21 protein-coding genes and 1 pseudogene are annotated in these 21,000 nt (G+C 44.4%); 15 read left to right on the top strand and 7 right to left on the bottom strand.

All coding sequences use genetic code 11. The annotated features are described in order from the left end of the window. The first annotated feature begins 183 nt into the window (after positions 1-183). The 4 genes from MKX98_RS16965 to MKX98_RS16950 are packed head-to-tail and all read left to right on the top strand — an operon-like array spanning position 184 to position 2,418. On the top strand, positions 184-507 hold the full coding sequence (locus MKX98_RS16965; RefSeq protein ID WP_339217272.1) for an SRPBCC domain-containing protein: 324 nt from the start codon (positions 184-186) through the stop codon (positions 505-507). Positions 508-519: 12 nt separating this feature from the next. Then, complete coding sequence (locus MKX98_RS16960) at positions 520-1,335, top strand: alpha/beta hydrolase (RefSeq protein ID WP_339217270.1); 816 nt, start codon at positions 520-522, stop codon at positions 1,333-1,335. Further along, complete coding sequence (locus MKX98_RS16955; protein WP_194542822.1) at positions 1,332-1,763, top strand: hypothetical protein; 432 nt, start codon at positions 1,332-1,334, stop codon at positions 1,761-1,763. The genes MKX98_RS16960 and MKX98_RS16955 overlap by 4 nt, the downstream gene beginning before the upstream one ends. After that, positions 1,756-2,418 carry a DUF998 domain-containing protein gene (locus MKX98_RS16950; protein ID WP_220685180.1) on the top strand — a complete coding sequence of 221 codons (663 nt, stop codon included), beginning with the start codon at positions 1,756-1,758 and terminating at the stop codon, positions 2,416-2,418. Before MKX98_RS16955 ends, MKX98_RS16950 begins: the two co-directional genes overlap by 8 nt. 330 nt (positions 2,419-2,748) lie before the next feature. Here the strand turns inward: MKX98_RS16950 and MKX98_RS16945 are convergent, their stop codons facing one another. Continuing rightward, on the bottom strand, positions 2,749-4,725 hold the full coding sequence (locus MKX98_RS16945) for an ATP-dependent DNA helicase (protein WP_339217266.1): 1,977 nt from the start codon (positions 4,723-4,725) through the stop codon (positions 2,749-2,751). Between the two features lie 271 nt (positions 4,726-4,996). On the opposite strand from MKX98_RS16945, the gene MKX98_RS16940 reads away from it, so the two are divergent. Then, entirely contained in the window at positions 4,997-5,854 is an 858-nt protein-coding gene (locus MKX98_RS16940; protein ID WP_339217264.1) for a serine protease, read from the top strand. A 397-nt stretch (positions 5,855-6,251) separates the two neighbouring features. Beyond that, a complete protein-coding gene (locus tag MKX98_RS16935) occupies positions 6,252-6,659 on the top strand; it encodes a peptidase M56 BlaR1 (RefSeq protein ID WP_339217262.1) in 408 nt (135 codons plus the stop codon). Positions 6,660-7,069: 410 nt separating this feature from the next. On the opposite strand, the gene MKX98_RS16930 is transcribed toward MKX98_RS16935, so the two are convergent. Continuing rightward, the gene (locus MKX98_RS16930; protein WP_339217260.1) at positions 7,070-8,254 is read right to left on the bottom strand and encodes an MFS transporter; all 1,185 of its coding nucleotides are present in this window, start codon (positions 8,252-8,254) and stop codon (positions 7,070-7,072) included. Between the two features lie 717 nt (positions 8,255-8,971). On the opposite strand from MKX98_RS16930, the gene MKX98_RS16925 reads away from it, so the two are divergent. The 3 genes from MKX98_RS16925 (at position 8,972) to MKX98_RS16915 (ending at position 10,033) form a co-directional block, all read left to right on the top strand. Further along, the gene (locus MKX98_RS16925) at positions 8,972-9,562 is read left to right on the top strand and encodes a TetR/AcrR family transcriptional regulator (protein WP_194542818.1); all 591 of its coding nucleotides are present in this window, start codon (positions 8,972-8,974) and stop codon (positions 9,560-9,562) included. 18 nt (positions 9,563-9,580) lie between these two features. Next, positions 9,581-9,778, top strand: a complete 198-nt coding sequence (locus tag MKX98_RS16920; protein ID WP_339217258.1) for a hypothetical protein — start codon at positions 9,581-9,583, stop codon at positions 9,776-9,778. A gap of 84 nt (positions 9,779-9,862) precedes the next feature. After that, positions 9,863-10,033, top strand: coding sequence for a hypothetical protein (locus tag MKX98_RS16915; protein ID WP_194542817.1), 171 nt, complete (start codon positions 9,863-9,865; stop codon positions 10,031-10,033). Between the two features lie 301 nt (positions 10,034-10,334). Here MKX98_RS16915 and MKX98_RS16910 read toward each other — a convergent pair whose 3' ends face one another. From MKX98_RS16910 to MKX98_RS16900, 3 genes are all read right to left on the bottom strand, one after another. Continuing rightward, positions 10,335-11,426, bottom strand: coding sequence for a hypothetical protein (locus MKX98_RS16910; protein WP_339217256.1), 1,092 nt, complete (start codon positions 11,424-11,426; stop codon positions 10,335-10,337). 81 nt (positions 11,427-11,507) lie between these two features. Next, complete coding sequence (locus MKX98_RS16905; RefSeq protein ID WP_339217254.1) at positions 11,508-12,575, bottom strand: HAMP domain-containing sensor histidine kinase; 1,068 nt, start codon at positions 12,573-12,575, stop codon at positions 11,508-11,510. Positions 12,576-12,579: 4 nt separating this feature from the next. After that, positions 12,580-13,290 (bottom strand): response regulator transcription factor, encoded by a 711-nt coding sequence (locus tag MKX98_RS16900; RefSeq protein WP_194542814.1) that lies wholly within the window; start codon positions 13,288-13,290, stop codon positions 12,580-12,582. A 326-nt stretch (positions 13,291-13,616) separates the two neighbouring features. Between MKX98_RS16900 and MKX98_RS16895 the strand changes: the two genes are divergently transcribed. Both MKX98_RS16895 and MKX98_RS16890 read left to right on the top strand, forming a co-directional pair. Beyond that, complete coding sequence (locus MKX98_RS16895; protein ID WP_339217251.1) at positions 13,617-15,032, top strand: hypothetical protein; 1,416 nt, start codon at positions 13,617-13,619, stop codon at positions 15,030-15,032. Between the two features lie 346 nt (positions 15,033-15,378). Beyond that, entirely contained in the window at positions 15,379-16,308 is a 930-nt protein-coding gene (locus MKX98_RS16890) for an MFS transporter (RefSeq protein WP_339224474.1), read from the top strand. 106 nt (positions 16,309-16,414) lie between these two features. Here MKX98_RS16890 and MKX98_RS16885 read toward each other — a convergent pair whose 3' ends face one another. Next, positions 16,415-16,777, bottom strand: coding sequence for a helix-turn-helix domain-containing protein (locus MKX98_RS16885; RefSeq protein WP_339217249.1), 363 nt, complete (start codon positions 16,775-16,777; stop codon positions 16,415-16,417). Positions 16,778-16,893: 116 nt separating this feature from the next. Between MKX98_RS16885 and MKX98_RS16880 the strand changes: the two are divergent. Then, a pseudogene (locus tag MKX98_RS16880) lies at positions 16,894-17,001 on the top strand (winged helix-turn-helix transcriptional regulator); the annotation flags it as partial. Between the two features lie 81 nt (positions 17,002-17,082). Here MKX98_RS16880 and MKX98_RS16875 read toward each other — a convergent pair. Then, positions 17,083-17,694: a TetR/AcrR family transcriptional regulator gene (locus tag MKX98_RS16875; RefSeq protein WP_220685185.1), complete on the bottom strand. Its 612-nt coding sequence runs from the start codon at positions 17,692-17,694 to the stop codon at positions 17,083-17,085. A 205-nt stretch (positions 17,695-17,899) separates the two neighbouring features. Between MKX98_RS16875 and MKX98_RS16870 the strand changes: the two genes are divergently transcribed. The 3 genes from MKX98_RS16870 to MKX98_RS16860 all read left to right on the top strand — a co-directional run bounded on the left by MKX98_RS16870 (position 17,900) and on the right by MKX98_RS16860 (position 20,696). Beyond that, positions 17,900-18,601 (top strand): NAD(P)-binding oxidoreductase, encoded by a 702-nt coding sequence (locus tag MKX98_RS16870; RefSeq protein WP_339217246.1) that lies wholly within the window; start codon positions 17,900-17,902, stop codon positions 18,599-18,601. A gap of 304 nt (positions 18,602-18,905) precedes the next feature. Further along, complete coding sequence (locus MKX98_RS16865; RefSeq protein ID WP_339217244.1) at positions 18,906-20,003, top strand: MBL fold metallo-hydrolase; 1,098 nt, start codon at positions 18,906-18,908, stop codon at positions 20,001-20,003. 282 nt (positions 20,004-20,285) lie between these two features. Beyond that, on the top strand, positions 20,286-20,696 hold the full coding sequence (locus MKX98_RS16860; RefSeq protein ID WP_194542804.1) for a hypothetical protein: 411 nt from the start codon (positions 20,286-20,288) through the stop codon (positions 20,694-20,696). Positions 20,697-21,000: the final 304 nt, after the last annotated feature.

Here is a 21,000-nt window from a genome sequence, read left to right as displayed (position 1 = left end):
TTTTGATTTGAGTTATTTTTTTATATATGTTGACATGTATATACGTCATTGTGTATATTGAGTTCATGAGATCAGCAACAATTCAGTTAAAGCCTCGATGCCGGACCGTTCCAGGAGCCGGATGAATGGTTTGATTCTTTCAGAATTCTATTGGAAGAGCGTCTCGACAAACTCGAGGAGTAAATGCTGGACTACAAGAATAAGAAGGAGGACTTATGGCAGGTATCAACAGTTTTATCTAGAGGCAGAGCCACATATGACGTAGTAGAGGCATCGGGCAAACTAGTGTACTTAGACACTTTTTCCGACAGCGATTGGAATATCGTTTCGGATAGCGAAATGTACACAACCGTGTTGTTCGAGGAGAAAAGCGGGGGGACGCGGATTAGCATCGTGACGCGATTCGCTACCAACGAACAATTGGACCGCGCTGAAGCGATAGGCATGATTGAAGGATTCACCGATGCTTATGATCGACTGGAAGAATACTTAGAAACGTTAATGTGAGGCAAAAACACAATGGAAACCGTTATTTCAAAAGATGGGACACAAATCGCTTATACCAAACAAGGGACTGGCCCTGCAATCATCCTCATATCATCGGCAGCGGCTGATTATCAGGATGCTTCTCCGTTAGCCGAGCACTTGTCGGTCAACTTCACCGTATACAATTACGATCGTCGCGGTCGAGGCCGCAGTACGGATACCTCACCTTACGAGATCGCACGTGAAGTGGAAGACATTGAGGCTTTAATTACAGTCGCCGGAGGGCAAGCTTACTTGTTCGGAAGCTCATCCGGGGCCGTGTTGGCGCTTGAGGCCGCAAACTTGTTAGGAGATTCAGTCGCAAAGCTCTTCTTGTATGAACCGCCATTCATAATTAACGACAGCCGTAAGCCGGTACCTAGTGATTACGTCGAACATTTGAATGGACTAATCAAAGCCGAGAAAAGGTCTGAAGCAGTCGAATATTTCGCATCCGAGGCTCTAGGCATTCCCGGGGAATATATCGACTATATGAAAGCCGATCCTTCTTGGAACAAGATGGAGTCCCTGGCGCATACTCTTGCTTATGATGGCATCATTATGGGAACGACGCAATCCGGGAACCCGCTGCCAACCGGCAGATGGAACGTTACGATTCCTACTTTGGTTATGACAGGGGAAAACAGCGAACCGCTTTTCCATGACGCGGCACGCGCACTTGTCGAACTTCTTCCAAAGGCTGCTGCACATTCGCTTGCCGGTCAAGATCATTCCGCTGTTATCATGGCTCCTGATGTTGTAGCAAAAGCCATAGCGGATTCCGAACAAGTTAGGAGAGTGGGAGCATGACGAATATTCAAACGTTGGACCGACTAGTTGGTACTTGGCAAATCAGCGGCGGAGCAGAAGGAACGGTAACCTACGAGTGGATGGAAGGCGGGCACTTTTTGATACAGCACGTCCATCTTTCCCAGAACGGACAAGAAGTGAAAGGGATCGAGATGATTGGGCATTTAAAACCCTTCGGCGAAAGCAAGAGTCCGGATATTCGGTCCCGTTATTATGATACGTTAGGCAATACCTTCGATTATGTGTATGAATTGGAAGGGGACTCTCTCGTCATTTGGGCTGGAGACAAAGGATCGCCTTCCTATTATAAAGGGGCATTCCGCTCTGACGGAGATACCCATTCGGGGGCATGGCATTACCCCGGCGGGGGAGGTTATGAAACGATGATGACGAGAGTCTCGCCAGCAGGAGGGATGGGTATTGGTTAAGCAGTTGGTTATAGCAAAACCTTTAACGGTGACGGCTTCCAGATTCGCGCTAGCGTCAATTTTCTCAGGTGCATTGTTCGTGCTTCTCCTATGCAGCCTGCATCTGCTGCAGCCCGAATTTGATCCGACATGGCGTTTTATCAGCGAATATGCACTTGGCGACTTTGGTTGGATGATGCACCTGGCTTTTGGATTGCTGGCATTTGCTCAAATCAGCGTAGCAATTACGATATTCCCGCATACACGTACGGTTACGGGTTACATCGGACTTGTAATTCTTGGAATCAGTGCAATAGGCGTAATAATCGCAGGCATTTTCGTGACCGATCCCATCTCCGTTAGTCCGGATGATGCAACGTTTAGCGGCAGCATGCACTCATTTGGAGCGATGCTGGACTACACGCCGGTAGCCGCATTACTGATTAGTCTTTCATTATGTCGACTTGATGTTTGGCGTCCTGTGAAGAGAGTGCTGCTCACAAGTGCGAGTATTGCAATCGTCGCGATGCTGGTATTTGTGTTTCAAATTCCGCGAGACGGGCAATTCGGACCGGAGGTTTTGGCCGGTATGTTCGGACGGTTCTTAATCTTGGCGGAGATTACGTGGCTGATTATTGTAGGGATTCATGGAGCCAAGCTCGGAGCTTCTAAGTAAATGTAATCGAGGTAAACGCAGAAGAAAAAATACATGTATTGTTATTGCAGGGGAAAAACAGAGATGCCATGATTGGAGAGAAGAGAGTCCGATCTTATAATTATTGGAGTGGTTGTTCGAGAACACCGGACAATCCAGAAAATTGCTTGAATTTTTACGTTCCAATTATATTGATTACATCTCAAAATAGTGTCTATGAGTAACATTCCCACACATAATACAGTATAAAAACACCTGTTCTGATACGCTTCAGGTCTGCTTTATGACTTGAATTGCGTTACAGAACAGGTTTTTTCCGAGCTTACTTAAAATACGATTTCGAAGGATTAACTACAACGATTCTACTTGAAGTATAGCTCCAGGCGGCAATACGGCTTCAACTCTATCTCTGACATGCTGATTGAGCAAAATTTCCGCATCCAAGATGGCTGCAATCCCTTGATCCGTCGATGAGCGAATGAGTCTACCTAATCCTTGCCGTAAGCGAAGCAGCATATATGGCAGGTCTACTTCTTCAAATGCTGAATCAGCGGCTTCCCGTTTAGCCATAAATACAGGATCTTCCGGGGGATAAGGCAGTGACCAAATCATAACATTGGATAATGAAGGTCCCGGAACATCCAACCCCTCCCATAGGCTTGCCGCACAGAGCACGCTTTCCTCTGTATTTTGGAACTCAGCTATGAGGCTGCTAATCTCACGGTCACCTTCATACAGCATGGTATAGGATGCGAAATCTGGATGGTGCGAAGCGGCTTGCTTAAACTCGCGAAGCTCATTCATAGTTCTAAATAACAATAAAGCTCGTCCTTCGGTACGTTTGATCAGCTTGGCCGCCAGGGCCAGCTTCTTCGCAGCAGCAACCTCACTCCGAATCTCTCCATCTTGCAAAAGTTCACGCGGTGCTAAAAGCTTCATCTGCTTCTCGTAATCGTACGGAGAGTTCACGGAAAAAGATAAAAATTCGCTAATTCCGAGACTTCCTGCTACATAATCAAAAGATCCATCTACCGACAAGGTTGCTGATGAGAATACAATCGGCATCTGAAGCCCGAATACCCGTTCCTTCAGCACTTCCTTGACCGTTTGCGGCATAATGGCAAGTGTTGCAGCCCCATCCTCATTTTCTTCCGCCCAGCAAATGAAAGTATCTGGATCACGGAACAGATGAAGAGCCGTTTGGATCATCTCCAGATTCTCCTCAACGATACGCAGCTTATATTCATCAAGCGTATGCAAGCCACTCTCAAAGACCAGCTCTTCATCAATAGCTTCGATCGTACCTTTCCAGCGATTCAGTTCTTGAAGAAGCTTCTCATCCATTCGGATTTGTTTTCGATCAGAACCGGGTATCGCAGTACTTTGCTCCGCTACCAGAGAAAACACAAGCTGACTCTGATCAATGGAATCTTCAATTCGTTCGGCTAGCGTTTCCCTGATCTCTCCATCTAGAAGACGAGTAATAATCTCTTCATATGCACTATGCTTCAGCTTATAACTGAGGGCATGTTGTGCTGCCGATTCGAGTAAATGTCCTTCGTCAAAGACGACTGAACTATGTTCCGGGAGCAGTGGAAGCTGACCTTCTCTTTTTCTTCCCTCATAGGTCCACACATGTTCCATGTAGTAATCATGGGAACAGATAATAAGATCTGTAGATTTTCGATAATGGTCCCGAGATAAGGTCATGCCGCAGCGATGTCTTTGATCACATACAAAACAATCCTGAAATGAATCCCAGTTGATCTTATTCCACTGTTCATCATTCAGATGAGGGTATTCCTTACGATCCCCGTAAGGGTAAAAAGATTGCATCGTTCCTGGGGAATGAACAAAATCAGGAAGATTTTCATACACGTCTTCAATAACCGCTGCATCTTCATCTTGAAGACGAACGCCGTCTATTTTTTTAAGACATAAATATTGATCAGGGGATTTACCGAGCCTCGCATCAATTTGTAAGTCCAAATAACGGGCAAGCTTAGCTATGTCTCCTTCCTGTTTTACAAGTTGCTCAATGAGCGACTCATCTGCACAGGCAATCACTGCAGGCTTGCGTGTATATCTTGCATAGTTAACTGCATAAAGCAGATACACGAGTGTTTTTCCCGTACCTACCCCAGCTTCAGCGAAAATTGTTTTCTTACTGGCATAGGCTCTTTCCAATTGGTAAGCCATAAATATTTGTTCATCCCGGACATCAAATCCATGTTCAGGCAACACATCATAAAAAACATCCGCAACCCAATCGCCGACCTGCTTGACGAACGGTTCTGACGGATCATAGGAGAAAGGATATCGCTGCACGCTTACGCCTCCGACATGATCATATTCTTATTAGGAAAACTAAAATTATCTCATGATTGACGAGGTTTGGCAACCTGTTTTTCTCATCGTTTCAAAGAGACAGGAAGTGAACACTATGTCCAAAACGATAATAATTAAAAAAACAAAGCTGCATTTCAATGAGATTGTAGCTTGTTTTACTTGTATTATACGTTTTATCCAATCGTTTCCGATCGCGGTCTGCCAAGGTTTGGTATAATTATCTTAAATCCGTGTTTTTATTCTATTTCTCTTGAGCAGGGAGGTATTTTCCATCCGTAACGATGAGCCGAATGATACCAAAACATCCGCCGATCCGGTAAATGATACTGATATCCCACTTGAATGGGAAGAAGAATTTTGGAACCTGGAAGATGACAATGAAGAAGATGAGTTGAATCCACCACCCAAAAGAACATGGATCAAAAAAACAATTATTATTATGTTGGCCATTCTTCTACTCGGTAATCTAATTGCTTTTATACCACAGATTTATAATCTACCGACACTACGGTTTTTGAAAAAGGATTCACAGTTATCACAAGATGAACAGATCCAGCAATATAAGCAAGCCGTTGTCAACGTTAGTATTGATGGTCGGAAAGGTACAGGGTTTAATATCGCTCCAAACGGACTCATTATAACGAATCAACATGTTATGGATAATGACAAGGCTTGCATCATCCAATTCTTTAATGGAAAAACATATTTGGCAGATGTTATCGTAAGTGACAGCGAGATCGATATCTCCATACTAAAAATTAGAGACAATGCGAACAACCTACCTACACTCCAATTGGAAACAGAGATAGCCTATCAAGAAGGCGAACCTATTCATGTCATCGGAAATCCGCTAGCATTCTCTCGAATCGCCACTGAAGGCACAGTGCTAGGATTTACCCCATTAGAGAGTCCACAGCTCCCCATGCTCATGATACAGGCTCCAATTCATAACGGAAACAGCGGCAGCCCTGTTATTAACAATAAGGGAAATGTGATTGCAGTTGTGTATGCCACAACAACTACATCACAGGGAGGCCTCTCTATCCCCATAGGTCTTGCTATTCCAATCGATTATTTGGAGAAATATGAAAAGATTATGTTTCAATAGTAGTAGGCAGCCGATCCATATGGATCGGCTGTTTAAAGGATAGAGAATGATCTTGCTGCGATAACAAAAGGATAACGATTTACAAAATGTAACCATTAGGTCAGTCCAGTCGCTGTTATAGCGGCTTTTTTTTATTTTATCGGTACATTTTTGTATCCCGAGCCGAAGACAGGAAATTATACCGATTGCCGTAAAGGACAAGAAGATGATCCGATTACCGATTAGATAGTTATCTATGACTCCACAACAATTGGAGATAATAGTGGCCATGGGCATGTTATCTGATTCAATTTTTTTTATGTAACTTTGTTTCCTTTATTAGTGTTTACTAAGTTGAAGGAAACAAGAAAGTGGAAAGAAAGGGACGGAACGATTACAGAGTAAGTGTGAGAAAGGAGTGAAAAATGTGAGGGTGTATTCTAAAGGCATCAGAAAATTGATTGGTCTGGTTATTATTGTTTGTGTAGTAGGAGGTGTACTGGGGTACCAAAGCTCATTTGCTAAAAGCACGAACAATCAAAGCTCCGAACATTCTCCTAACTATCCTGAAAATGAAAACGGGCAGACATACGGTTCATCCTCAGATGCTGCTTCTCCAGAAACAGAACCCGAATTAATTAGCGCAATAGGCATAGATGGCACTACAGGATATGTGCTGAAAAAAGATTTAGACGGTGAACAACCAAAGTCACCCCAGGATGCCATCGCGATACAGAACAATAGATCATCAGATGGTCGTGATATCCCTCTTTATGATGTTGAAGGTACAACCGTAATTGGTGTGTTTCATGTTGGAGGAAAATAACAATAAAGTATGCCCAGTGTTAAACTAAGGGCAGGGGAGTTCTATAATTTACGAATACTCTACATATGGAATTATTTACGAAGTTGGTAGAAAAGACGTTATACTAAATTTTTGCAAATCCTATTTAACTGAGGAAGAGATCATGAGAAGTAGAATAATCGGAATAGCAGTACTTATTGCTTTGGTAGGTATATTTATTTATATGGAAATTATCAAAGATCTTTTCCGACTCCATTAGGAGCTATAATAACAGTAGTAGGAAGTGTCGGGGGACAAGATCATGGTCCCATTGAAAGTCGCTAATTTAGCGGCTTTTTTTGTATTAGCGGTACAAGTTCTTATCCCGAGTCGAGGACAAGAACTTGTACCGCTTGCCGATTAGATGAGTGTCTAATGTTATGGACAGGTTATTAGCATGATTGGTCAGTGGAGGCCTTCACCGCCGAATGCCGTGATGCCATGCTGGACAATACAAACACGGCAATGATGGCAATGAGTACGCCGAGTACCCCGAACCAGGTAATGGATGCCAAAGAAACACGGTTAACGATCAGCCCGCCGCTTCCTGCGCCGACAGCCATGGCAAGTTGCATCATGGAACTGTTCAAGCTCAGCATGACGCCCGAAGATTCAGGAACAAGCGAAACCAAGTTAAATTGCTGCGCCGGAGCGGATGACCAGGCGGCAAAAGACCAGAGGATCAAAAATGCGAATACGGCAATGACCGACTGTCCGACTAAGGATAGTAAAATCAACGAAATGACGTGAAGCACCATCCCTGAAACGAGCGTGTATTTAATGCCCCGTTTATCAGCGCTGTAGCCCCCGACTTTCGAGCCAATCAAACTGGCAATGCCGAACACGAACAGTGCTGCGCTAATCAATGAATCATTTAAATGAGTCACCTCTAGCAGAAAAGGAGAGATGTAGGTATAGGCGAGGGAATATCCTCCCAACCAGAAAAAAGTAATCGCTAAAGCAACTAAAACCTGAGGTTTTTTTAACAAAGCAAATTGTTTGATCAAAGGGACAGGCTTGTCGCCCTGTATACGTGGAAAAACCGCAGCAATGACAAGCATGGCGATGACACCGACAATGGCGATGGCCAGAAATACCGCTTTCCAGCCAAAAGTCGAGGCTACCATTCTGCCGAGGGGGACGCCGATGATGAGCGATGCGGTAATGCCCATGGTAACGTTGGCGATGGCGCTAGCCTGCTTGCCTGGCGAAGCGATTTTGGAGGCGATGCTGAGTGCGTTAACGGTGACCACCCCCGCGCCTAACGCCGTAATGATTCTCGCGGCAATGAAGAGACCGAAGCCGGACAATATAAATGTCAGTAGATTTGCGGCAATAAAGAGACCCAGTGAATAAAGGAGGAGCTTACGCCGGTCCATTTTGGCCGTCAGCGCCATAAAAATAGGCGTGCCGACCGCATAGGCCAGAGAATAAACCGTAATGAGCTGGCCTGCTGCCGCAACGCTTGTTCCCAACGTCTCTGCGATCCGGTCCAATATCCCGGAAATGATGTAATTGGATGTTCCAACTAAAAAGCTGACCAAGGCTAGAACGTAAACTTTCCATGTGCTCTTCATAATTCACTCTCCTGATGTTATAAATATAAATCAATAAAACAAAGTACTATGATCGGTCAGTTTGGATACATATGTAAAACTCCGAAATTCGTGCATATATGATCAATCACTCATATATTAATTATTTGTATTCATCAATCAAAGAACCCCCCAGCTTGTTGACTGACTCTAATATAGCTGTACGACGCCTTGATAGAATCTGATGTTTATAACCTGAAAAGATCTTAGCTCGCCGCTGTTTATTCGGGTCCCACAATCTTTTACATTTTGTTATCCTTAGGCATTTCATTAATGAAAGTTACATCATCGACTGCCAGCCTCACCCGTGGAATGCACCGACTTTGCCGCCTTGCTAATGGCCATCAGCATAATCGGAAGTTAGTAGCGGCTGAAGGAGCCAGCGTGATTTGCCGTAATGTTTCGGTCAATTCCTTCAGCGAAATCTTGAGCTCGGGATCCGCCGACCGGAGCTCTCGAATACATCAAAAAAAATTGGTGCTCCATCATTAGTGATGGTGTAAAATCGTCATGGGTTCTCTCCTCCTTCTAGAAATGTGGCGTTCTGCATTTTGCAATACAACGTTAGTTGTTTGAACAACACTTGTTGTATTAATATGCTATAATACCAACCGAATGGTGTGCAATCATCAATAACCATAAACCGTTGTATAGACAACACGATTTCTATAATGTCGTTTTATAGGGGAGATTTTAACCATGACAATCAAAAAGAATGAAGCTGATCCTCGTGTGATACGTACACGGCGACTCCTTCAAGACGCTTTTGCTTCATTAATTCAAGAAAAAGACTTTGAATCGATAACCGTTAGGGATATTGCAGAGAGGGCTACTGTTAACAGAGCGACTTTTTATGCGCACTTTGTAGATAAATTCGAAATTCTTGAGGCCAGACTAATGGAATCCTTTATGACAATCATAAATCGTAGAATAAGCGGTCACGAAGTATTAAATGAAGAAACCATTCAGAGTATTTTTCTAGGTATATGCGATTTTCACAAGGGTCTAAGCACTATGTGCAAAAGAAGGTATACCTCACTTGGAGCTGTATTCGAACTTCAAATAAAGGAAAAAATTCAAACGATACTGCTTTCCTTTATAGACAAAGAAAAGATGCTATCGACTCCAAACGCGCAATTCTTAATAAATACAGCTTCTATCATGCTAAGTTGGGGGATGTATGGGGCTGCTTACGTTTGGAACAATGAGGGGCGACTCATAAGTGCGGAATCATTCGTTAAACAGACTATGCCCTTAGTGATGAACGGAGCCAAAGAATTGCTGGGATAGGTCTTGTCACTATCTGCTGTGAATGAAACAAGATACAATGCGGAGAAGTTGCGAGTCCTTAATCAAACCATGTTCGATTTTCTTTTGCGGTTACAACAATGTAGTACCCCGGGAGATAAGCAGTTTGAAGCGATGTTTGAAAATGCCGTGCATCAGAATCATTATGGGCTCCTTCTCAAACGGTTAAATGAAGTGGATGCGCAGGACTTTATTTGATCGGATGCTTGCTTCTATCTTTAAGTGCTTGCTGCTAAGGACGCATAATTTTACCGATGAATATTCTGACGGAGAAAATGTTGCATGGACAAACGGGTTATGGAGAAGAAGGGGGACTATATCGGTCGTAACGGAGGGTGTCACCGCAATGAACATTTCGACAATTGCAAAAAACAAGTACCGGTTATTTTTTCGACCGATACTGAGGAAGATTTTCGTTATATGATAGAGCATAATGAAAATAAATTTGGATGACGACTGTCAAATGACATGAAATTACCATGTTGTAGGAATCGACACAATAATCTACATTTTCAACGGGAAACAACAACTCAATAAGGCAGCCGGCGAGAATGCTCGGCTGTTTTTTATTGAGCTATCGGGCAGGTGAGTGAAACAAAAAACAAAGTGTCTAAAACTCTTTCTATATGTCGCCAGTTTCATTATAGCCGTGTTACTTACATCCGTATCAGCCGTTTGCTTACAAAGGGCATAAATCTCCGGCAAGCTCTAGATAGGTGCGGACCGAGCAACCCGAATCACGGGATACCCCGTATCATGTGCATTGACGGCATTTCCCTTGTCTCCGGTAATAGTAGCAAATGGTTGCTACCCCCAGAGCAATCCCCCAGATTGGCATAAGTAGAAGCGGCGTTGTGCCTCCCCAATTCTGAAAATCACCGCTCATCGTAAACTCAAGAGTGACTTGGATGCCGGTAACCGTTAACAGGATCGCAACGAATCCGGCAGGTAGGACGGCTAAAGCAGGAGGGACACGTTGACCACCCAAAATCGGAAACCAACGGGGGAAGCTTTCCCCCCAAGGCTTGATAAGTCCATGTGTGAGAAAGGCACCTCCGACCGAGACCAAGGCAAGTCCAGCTCCGGCCCAATCCGCCCCAGAAGCCTGCAGGCTGTATAGCATTTCATTGGTGATTCCAAAAGGAATTCCGAACAGCCAAGCTATACGAGTGATATCATAATAAAGTGGGGCTAGAATCGCTGCATAGGTTGCCCATCTTCCCAAACGAGCCACTGCGTTCATCCGCCGTAACGTATGACCCTTGATTCGTCCGCAATACCTGCAAGCATCGCGGGTGTGGCGCTGGTAGGTCAAAGCCGTTGCGGCCCATAACAAACCACCGATGAGACAGATATATTGGTTCACGACCGGCCATGTGAAGAAATCGAGATAGTTTAATGACTGTCCGAATAAGGCTCCGATCAAGGATACTGGGGCATATGCCATCCCCATCAGTGCGCGGGGATCCGGGATCGCAAAGCAAAGGACGATGGCTGCGCTCCAAGCGTATAGCAGCATGATTGCTCGGGTGATCCCGCGGGGTTTCCGATTTAATAAGAGTATAGTCCCTGCTCCCAGTAAACACAGGCAAGCGATGAACAGCCCGCCGTTTGCGGCTGCTGCCTGCCGGAACAGGGAGTGAGCCGCACCTGGATCATTAACCGAGCCTAGCGGGAAGCCCGGGCCCCCTGCCCACCAATATAGTCCAAGCGCGCCGTAAGTGATCGTCCAAATAAACGTCGCGTAAGGGACCCACTCCGGCCAACGCTTCCACCAATGCAGCGTTGGAGTTTCCGATTGATCCGGCAAGGCTGAGGATACATTCTTTTCATTTGCGGGATTCATAGATCACGCCTCCTTATACATCGTTACGTTCAGTATAAGAAGGCTGGGTAAACATGAGGTAAACGGGAACACAACTTCACCCTAAATGTGCTCTGCCTGCAGCCTGATCATAATGGAAGTCCCTTCACCAAGAGAGCTTTGGACAGTTATTTTCCCGCCGTTCGCCTCGATAAATTTCTTAGCGATCGATAATCCAAGCCCCGCATGTTCGTTTGTTGATTGAATCGTATCACGCTCCGCAAGCTGGTTGAATCCGACCCCGTTATCTTTGATGCGAATCTCCGCAATCCGAGGATCGAGCAGCTTAATTCGAACCTCAATCTGGGTATTTTCCGGATTATGGACGACGGCATTGACAAGCAAATTCCGAATAGCACGTGTCATGAGTTTCGGGTCGCAGCTTATCGATAATTGTTCTGGTTCCGACTCCATGACAAATGCATATCCGACAGCCCAAGGAGCACTGCTGACATCCGCTACCGTTCTGCGCACAAGTTCAACGATATCCGTATGCTCTGCATTTAGAGGAATCGGACCATTAACCGTTTCATTAAGGTCCTCAACCAGTTCTTGCAGGTGCGCGGCCTTCTGCTGAATGACCGAAAGAAAATCGCTTTTCTCCGTTTCGCTCCACCGATAATCAGGGTGAACCAACATCGCGGAATAACCGGAGATATAGGTTAACGGTGTTTTCAAATCGTGAGAGATCCCTCGAATCCATTCCTGCTTCGATTGTTCCGCTTCGCGGAGCGCCTTCTCGTTGTTTTGGAGCGTGCTGCCAAGCATTCGTAGGTGCTCGAACACTTCCTTGTAAATCGAATACGGAATTTTCAGCGTGCCTTTGTGATCGGAGCGGAGGTCTTTCCAGCCCGGGGGCGGATCGAACCGTCCACTAACCAGGCGCCTGATCCAGACGATCATGATGTAAATCGGCTTCCCTAGATACCATCCGATCAAAAGCAAGGTAACAACAAAGAGAACGCTGCACAAGACGACCACGAAGATTTCGTAATGATTCGAAGTGCTACCGGTCCGCATCAGATCCGGCCAGAATAACCAGGCAACCCCGATGATGATCACTTGAATACAAATCAATAGAAAAACGAAAGCCGCCAGCAGCTGAAGAGCGATGCGTAGCATAAAATTCATGATATTAGCCTCCCGACGGCGGAACGAACTTGTATCCGATTCCTCTTAACGTAACGATAACCTTAGGAGTAGACGGATCGACTTCCAGCTTCTTGCGTAATCTTGAAATATGAATGACAACGGTCTTCTCATCACCATGAACCATCGAGCCCCATATTTGCTCGTATAGCTGCTGGGCTGTAAATACTCGGTTGGGGTGCTTGCAGAAATAGAGGAGAAGTTCAAATTCCTTTGCCGGACAAGGCGTATCCTTTTGATTGATAATGAGTTGGCCCGTTGACCGGTTCACGGTAAACGTCTTGAATCGATAAAGTTCTTCGGCGTTTTGATGATTGGATTCAACCATCATACTCCGCCTTAAATGTGCCTGAATCCGCGCGATAACCTCTAGAGGGTTAAATGGTTTGGTTACATAATCGTCCCCGCCCAAGAACAGGCCACGAAGTTTATCCAGGTCGCTGGAACGGGCAGTCAGAAACAAAACCGGAGTCGTGATGGTTTTGCGCAATTCCGTGCACAGCGAAAATCCATCCATGTCCGGAAGCATGACGTCAAGAACGATCATATCGAATCGTCTTGTTTGCACGGCATGGAGCGCTTCAGCTGCGGAACCGGCTTTTACGATATCGATAAATCCTTCTTTTTGAAGCAGATTTTCAAGCATGACCAAAATACCTTCCTCATCATCCACTAACAATATAGCTTCGCTCCGCATATCGTAGGTCTCCTTTTAAATAGTGATGCCGTTGGATTATCAATCCGACCTATATTAAGTACGGCAATCTAGATAAATATCCTGCATGCTCGGAAAAGTGTATTGCCTGATGACATAGAAGCTGCTCATAAGGAAATGAAGGTTTTTTTACTCCTCATAGTCCCAGTATCAAAAAGTATCCTACCTTACAAAATTGATCGGATCAAACAATAAAGTGCGTACTACTCAAGCATAAAAGAACCTGATAACCTACATATAGAACGATCATTCCATATTTCAATGAGCGTTACGATCGTTTAAAAAATGGTTAGGAGAGGTGCGAGAAAATGAATAAATATCAACTCGATTTAAAGGATAAGCAAATCGTATGGGGGAAGGCAATCGATATTGAGCCTCTTATTGGCAAGTATCCGAACGACTCCATCAGATTGGGCACGAACGAGGCATTGGATTGGAATTTGCCTGCCGGTATATATCGGGCAAAGGATATCGTTATGGAGCTAGACAAAATGCTTGAAGCGATGCTGGTCCAGCTTGGGGAACCGGTAAACGGTGATCCGACAGTGCTGTTGAACAGCCTTCAGGCCAACTTGGCGATTACCGGACGTGTGTCAGCCCTCCCGCTTGGCCCCCTGGCGCTAGAAGATAAAGCCGGCCTTGAGCTCACAGCTCAAGCGGTGCGTATAGGCGAACAATTGGTAAGCTGGGCGAGGGATATAAATTCAGAAAAGCGGGCGCTTGCTTCAGAAGCCCTTGGCAAGCTGGAATTTCGAAGCCATTGTTATGGTCATCCCCTGATCCCGGAAGCTACCGCTCAAGTATGGGGACCATATGGCGGCCCGAGGATCATGCAAATTTATAATGAATACTTGCACCAATTCGTTTTGCTGCGGGACGCTTTGCTTCCGTTCGCAAATTGGGAGGAGGTTCCGTTTGAAGTCAAGGAATATTCGGAGTTTAAAGGGCTGCGTTTTCTGGAGCCGATCCGGGAGGTATTTTTAACAAAGCTACTCGGAAAAAAACTCACGCACAAATCGATTGTTCAGTATGCGCAAGGTATGGTCAGCTCGGGTTTGAACGTAGTCGGTTACGGCTTCCAATACCGTCTGGGAACCGTCTTGCCGGCAGGCTTGGGTGAATCGGCCCGGACGGCGGCCCTTTATCTGCTGAAGGGGCATCCGGTACAAACGATAGCCGCAAATGAAACACAAGATGTGATTGCGGTCTCGTTCGATTATGAATATGACGACTATTATGCTGCGCCGCGTGTCGAAGCAGGTAAGGGTACACCGTTAAAAGAGGACATATTTTCGTTTTCTGGGGAGAATTACGATGAACCTATCATTGCCCGGTTGCTGCCAAATTACGGTACCGATAGAACGACCCTGCGATTCAGCATAGAAATGGATGAACACGAGTTTTCGGTAGATCTCGGTCAGCTTTTTAGGGGGCAGCGCTTTATGTATCGGCCGCATAGAAGCGGCAATGCAGGCAATTCATTTCCGCAGAGGAATACCATCAGCTCGCACTTTGCAGCAGACATCCTCTCCCACTCTGGATTGGTGACGAATAAAGACGACATCCATTTCATTGCAACCGGCGGAAATGAACTGGTCTTATGGGCTTTGTTAGGCAAACTGTATCCCGAAAATGCGGTTTTATTGGACAAAGGGGATCCGGAGGAGCTGGAAGCGGCTTATGTTTCAGGCAAAGGCTACGGTACACAATTTTTATTGCTGTAAGTCGTAAGAAATGAGATTTACATTCTGAATAGGAGAGGAAAGAGAAATATATTGACTAAACAACACAAGTTTCTGACTATGAATTTATTTTTATTGACTTTTGTCCTGGGAACCAGTGAATTTGTGATGGTCGGCTTATTATCCGAAGTGGCCTTGGATATGAAGATTACCATATCGGCCGCAGGCTCCCTTGTGACGTTTTTCGCTCTGTCTTTTGCCATAGGTACTCCGGTTTTCACGGCGTTATTCAGTCGATTTTCTAAGTATCCGCTCATTCTCACTTTGATCGGCGTATTTATTGTTGGAAATATAATCACGGCTATATCAGGATCGTATGGTTTTGCTTATGGTGTCCAGAGTGATCACGGCCGTGGTTACCGGTGTCTTGATTGCACTTGCAATGGCGGTGGCCAGCGAAACGATGCCTATTGATAAAAGAGGTCCGGTGATCTCCATTATTTTTACGGGTTTCACCGTGGCCAGCGTGCTCGGCGTCCCCCTTGGCACTTTCATCGGACAATGGGGTGGGTGGTCTATGGCTTATTGGTTTACCACGACACTGGGGATCGTTTCACTAATAGCTAGCTTCGCAACCATTCCAAGAGGACTAAAGGGGACGCGGAGTTCACTAAAAAAACAACTCAAATTATTCGCCTATCCTAGAATTGTGCTTGCTTTCTTTATTCCTGCGTTAAGCATTGCAGCAACCTATAGCGTCTATACGTATTTAGCTCCTTTACTTGAAAATGTGCTTTTTGTTCCGGCACGCTACATTAGTCTTGTCTTTTTACTGTATGGCATCGTGTCCATCTTCAGCACATTAATAGGAGGTAAGCTGGCTGTCTATGACGGGATGGGAAAAATTCGCTATGTATTTCTGGCTCAGGCCGTCATTTTAGCATCACTTTACTTTACCTCCGGATCGCTTGTAGGGGGACTCGTCAGCATCTCATTCATGGCTCTTGTTGTTTACCTTATGAACTCGACGATGCAGCTGTATTTCATTGATTGGGCAGATCAGCATGTTCCGGAAGCAAGAGACCTCGCTTCGTCCTTAACCTCTGTATCCGTCAATGTTGGTATTGCGATGGGATCCGCCTTGGGCGGATATGTCACGACGAACATGGAGCTCATTGATATTTCTTGGGCAGGAGGGATTGTAGCCGTATTAGCTGCGGTGCTGGCTTTGATCAACTATGGACTGGAACGTGGGGCCCGCAGCAGCACGTTAAAAGAGGAAAATGGACAGCACGGCCAGTACGAAGGAAGCTTGTGAATACGAAATACAAAGCTAAGAGGTACCCTTTTTGGGTACCTCTTAATGTTCTATTTATGGCGTGTAACGATTAAAGGACAGCGAGTTGTGTTCAGCTCATTTTTTCTCATGCATGCTTTTGATTGGTGTACGATACTTCATTGGGAAAGCTCTCGATATAAGTCGAGCCAAAATCACATAACATCAGGAGCATGGGAGCCAACTGTTCGCCCAACTCGGATAAATCGTATTCCACTTTAGGCGGTGAAACTGGATAAACTTTGCGACTAATGAGTCCGTCTTGTTCAAGCGTTCTTAGCTGCATCGTAAGCATTCGTTGTGTCGTGTCCGGAAGGAGCCGCTGCAGCTCATTAAATCGGATCGGACCCTTTGCCAACTGGTTTAAAATAGCTATTTTCCACTTGCCGCTAACTAAACTGAGAACAATTTCGGAGGTGCAACGATATGTTTTGTCTCTAAACGTTATCATCTTTTAAACACATCCCTATCCGTAATATAGGAGACCAGTTCGTCTCTAACTTATGAAGAATTATGGATCGATTATTCCATATATTAATTCTAATCTTGATCGTTTGTCAAGAACTTGTGGATCGAACACTTCGGGAACTGGGTCAATCACTTGAACCCATTTTAAGATCGCTTTGTGATTGGGGAGGGAATTACGCAGAGCAATCCTACGTCAGAAAGACGTAATAAAGCGGCTGCGTTCTAACCGCTCCATGGACGCCGGATTATCCTTATACCGGAAGGGTTGAGGTTATTTATCTAATGTATTCATTGATTACACGATGTTGTTTGGTGGAAGTCTCCTTCAGTCAAGCGTATATCAGCATTAAGATTCCGTTCAAGCAATGCCCCGACCCGCCACGCCATAAAGGAAGGAGGGAGAGGCCTTCCATTCTTGAACCACCATTCCACTACCCCTACGATAGCCGCTCCTAGAAATTGAATATCAACATTCACACCGTCCGCTAACCCTTGATTGCTCACTTCAGACATATTGTTCTCTTTCTCTAACTCTTGGATAAAAAACGCAAGGAATCGATTGCGGAAAAAAAGGGTCCCCTTACTCGCGAGCAATGCGGAGAAGAATAAAGAATGGTTCTCGAAATACTCGAACCATAACAACCCCGCATCCCTATAATCGGCGTCATCGTCTGTCGATTCGCAGATATTCCGCAGATCATCAATATGCTCCTCAATAAGCTTATCCAGAAGATCAAATTTGTCCATGTAGTGAAGATAGATCGTTCTTCGGCTAACATCTGCCCTGTCGGAAATATCTTGGATCGTAATCTGATCAAATTCTTTTTCGATCATCAGTTCAATTACAGCCATTTTTATGGCTTCTTGGGTTTTTCGTATCCTTCGATCCAGCTTTAACAATGAGCATCACCAGCTTCTCTGAAAAATAAATACACAATTCTAAAGGATTTGTGAACTAATGCACGGAACCTGCCTTTTTAATAATTGTAGACTTTCAACTTCTGTTTACAATTATACATAGTTGTTTCTTAGTATACTATTGTGCAATTTTGTGCGTTTATGAGGATGAAGTCAATCATGATCATCAGTCGAAGGGGACCATTTAATGAAAATTGCGATTATTGGAGCCACAGGGGGAACTGGAAGGAAAGTTATGGAGCGGGCGCTAGAATTGGGACATGTGGTTGTAGCCGTGGCTCGCCGGCCGGATGTCATTCCCCCTGCAGAGCGTCTAATCATCCGGAAGGGGGATGTATTCGACGCGCCTGGGATGGCTAAAGCCATTGCCGATACAGATGCGGTAATCAGCTGTATCGGTCCACCCAGTAACTTCTCGCCGGGTACCGCAAAGAAGGGATTCCTGAATATCATGGCAGCAAAGAGTGTCATGGCGGCAAACTTCTCACCGGGTACCGTCATGTCGGAGGGAATTCCGAATATCCTTGCGGCCTGTCAGCGGACTGGCATTAAGCGTCTAGTCATGCAGAGCGGCATTAATTTGAGCAATGGAAAAGAACTTTCTGTTGTAAATCGCTGGGCAGTAAGCATGATGCGCCGCATCTATTGGAAAGCGATCGAGGATAAGGCGATTGCTGAGCATGCGGTAATACAGAGCGAACTGGATTGGGTCATTGTACGAGCGTCAGTGCTTAAATACGCAGACGGCACTCTAAAATATACAGCAGGCCCATCAGCTCGCATCGCCCCACTCCAGCCGCTACCCTTTATGGACTGTGCCGACTGCCTATTGCGGGCGGCGACGAGTGAGCAAGCATGGGTCAGGAAGATCGTCAATGTTGGACGATGACATGTTGATTGGATTAGAAGCATGGGCAGCATAGCTTGGAGCTGAATGCGAATCTAATACGAATAAGGAGGAATGATTATGGCAGAAAAGGGAATGGACCTATGATCATATCCCCAACCAGAGTGGTCGGGTACAAAGAAGCGGTGGATTTTTTTTCGCCGAATATTAACGCCTTTAACTTCAAAACCAGCATCGGAAGGCGGCCTCTCCATTCTTCGTGCACTTATTCGCAGTTTTTCATACGGATTGTAGTTTACTGTTCAGCAAGTAATGCTTTTACACCTCAGGAAGGAATGAAAAAATCATGTTTTATTTGTTCCTCTTTTTCGTCGTCGTCACTCTTATCGTTTTATTGTTTATAGGCATACACCCAACCTTTGGCGGCAACGCAATGAAAAAACAAAAAACGGCGTATAGTAAGTTTGATAATTTTTCCAATGGGAAATTTGTCAATCAGGTTCCTACAAAGATGAGCATGAGTGCTATGGATCTCCTCTCCATGATAAAGGATTTTATTGCTGGAAGAAAAGATCGTAGCCCTAGCGGGCCCATTCAGGAATCAGTCATGGATTGGAACAAAATAAACAGCGAAAAAGATAGTTTAACGTGGTTCGGGCACTCTGCTTTCCTATTGAGTATTGATAATAAAAAGTTATTGGTGGACCCTATGTTAGGACCCGTTGCTTCACCGGTTTCCTTCGCGGGCAGCAAACGATACGGAAATAATATGCTGCATATTATTGATGAAATGACATTTTTAGACGCTGTTTTTATTACACATGACCATTATGATCATTTGGATTATTCTTCCATCCAAAGACTGAAAAGTAAGGTAGGTCATTTTTTTGTTCCTCATGGAGTAGGTGCCCATCTTAATCGATGGGGAGTTGCAAAGGAAAAAGTTATAGAACTCAATTGGTGGGATGAGATTGCGTTTCAAGGTTTAACGGTTGCTTTAACTCCTTCGAAACATTTCTCCGGTAGAGGAATTTTCAATCGCGATACTACCTTATGGGGTGGATGGGTTATTCTTGGGAAGAACACACGGGTCTATACCAGCGGAGATGGAGGATACGATTCACATTTTAAGGAGATAGGCAAGAAATACGGACCATTTCATATGACCTTAATTGAAGGCGGTCAATATGACAAACGATGGGCTTGGGTACATATGACACCAGAAGAAGCTGTTCAGGCTCATTTAGACGTAAATGGGAAAAATATGATGTTAATTCATTGGGGGGCTTTTACCCTTGCTTATCATGCTTGGACTGAACCGGTGGAACGAGCATTACAAAAGGCAAACGAAGCAAATGTTAATTTAATTACTCCTAAAATTGGCGAAACTGTTTCATTAACTGGAGAGGTTACTGTTCCTTTTTCAGCTTGGTGGGGAAGTTAAGTTGAGGAGACTTTGCCGATCGACGGATGTCGCACCAACTTCTGTTGCAGTCGGTTAAAAATGAAGTAGGGGCGATCAATGTTACGTTGTCAGTGCGGAAAGTCGCACCCCCTCAAACGACAATTTCTTTAAGGCATTATTATAGGTCAACCAGTGTTTACTGGTTGGCCTATTTTACTGTTCGTTTCACGATGGCAGAGGAATTTATACAATAAATTGCTAAATAATATAAAAAATCGAATTTTTTATTGTATAATCACAGCAAAAAAGACGGAGGCAACAATGTATAAAAATCCAAATGTTTTCAAGTTTGTTGCGATGTTTATCCTGGTGGTGTTTATAATGATTTCGACAGGATGTGTAGACAAGAACACTAAAATAACGCTAAAAGGAGAAAGCATTCACTGGAAAGGCGAGTTAAACTCAAGTATAACAGGTCAAGACGAATCAGGAATGTATACCTTGTTTTATAAAGATGAAGACTGGGATGATGTTCAAGTATATAAGATCGACATTAATGATGGTAAAGTAATATTAGAAGAAACAGGGCTTACAACCAGAACAATAGAAATTCCAATGAATCGAACAAAGAGTTCTGTGACTAGTAATGAACCACAAACAGTTAATATTATTTGGAACGATTCAAGAGGAAATGAGTACGAAGAAAATATACTTTTGAAACCAATTGGCTAGCATTATACATAATAAAGGGCAATTTCGAAAAGATTTACCAGATTCACCTACACATAGGTTGTATTAGACAGTGAAATATTAATTTATAGTCAGCTAGATTCCCTCTTGGAATTCTATCATAAGTAACAGTAAAATAAGCAAATACACCTCGACTCGAAGTATTCCCCTGTTCTTTATAAGTTGGAAAAACATTAATAGAAATCCCTCTGCATTAATGACATCGTGATTAGCAATCCGTAAGAAACAACCCATGTAGAAATGTCCTATAATGTAGTTAATGTAGATATCTCTTATGAACAAAGGA

Origin of the sequence: Paenibacillus sp. FSL W7-1332 (assembly GCF_037969785.1) — a bacterium.
Lineage (GTDB): Bacteria > Bacillota > Bacilli > Paenibacillales > Paenibacillaceae > Paenibacillus_AQ.
This window is presented reverse-complemented; position numbering and strand designations above follow the sequence as displayed.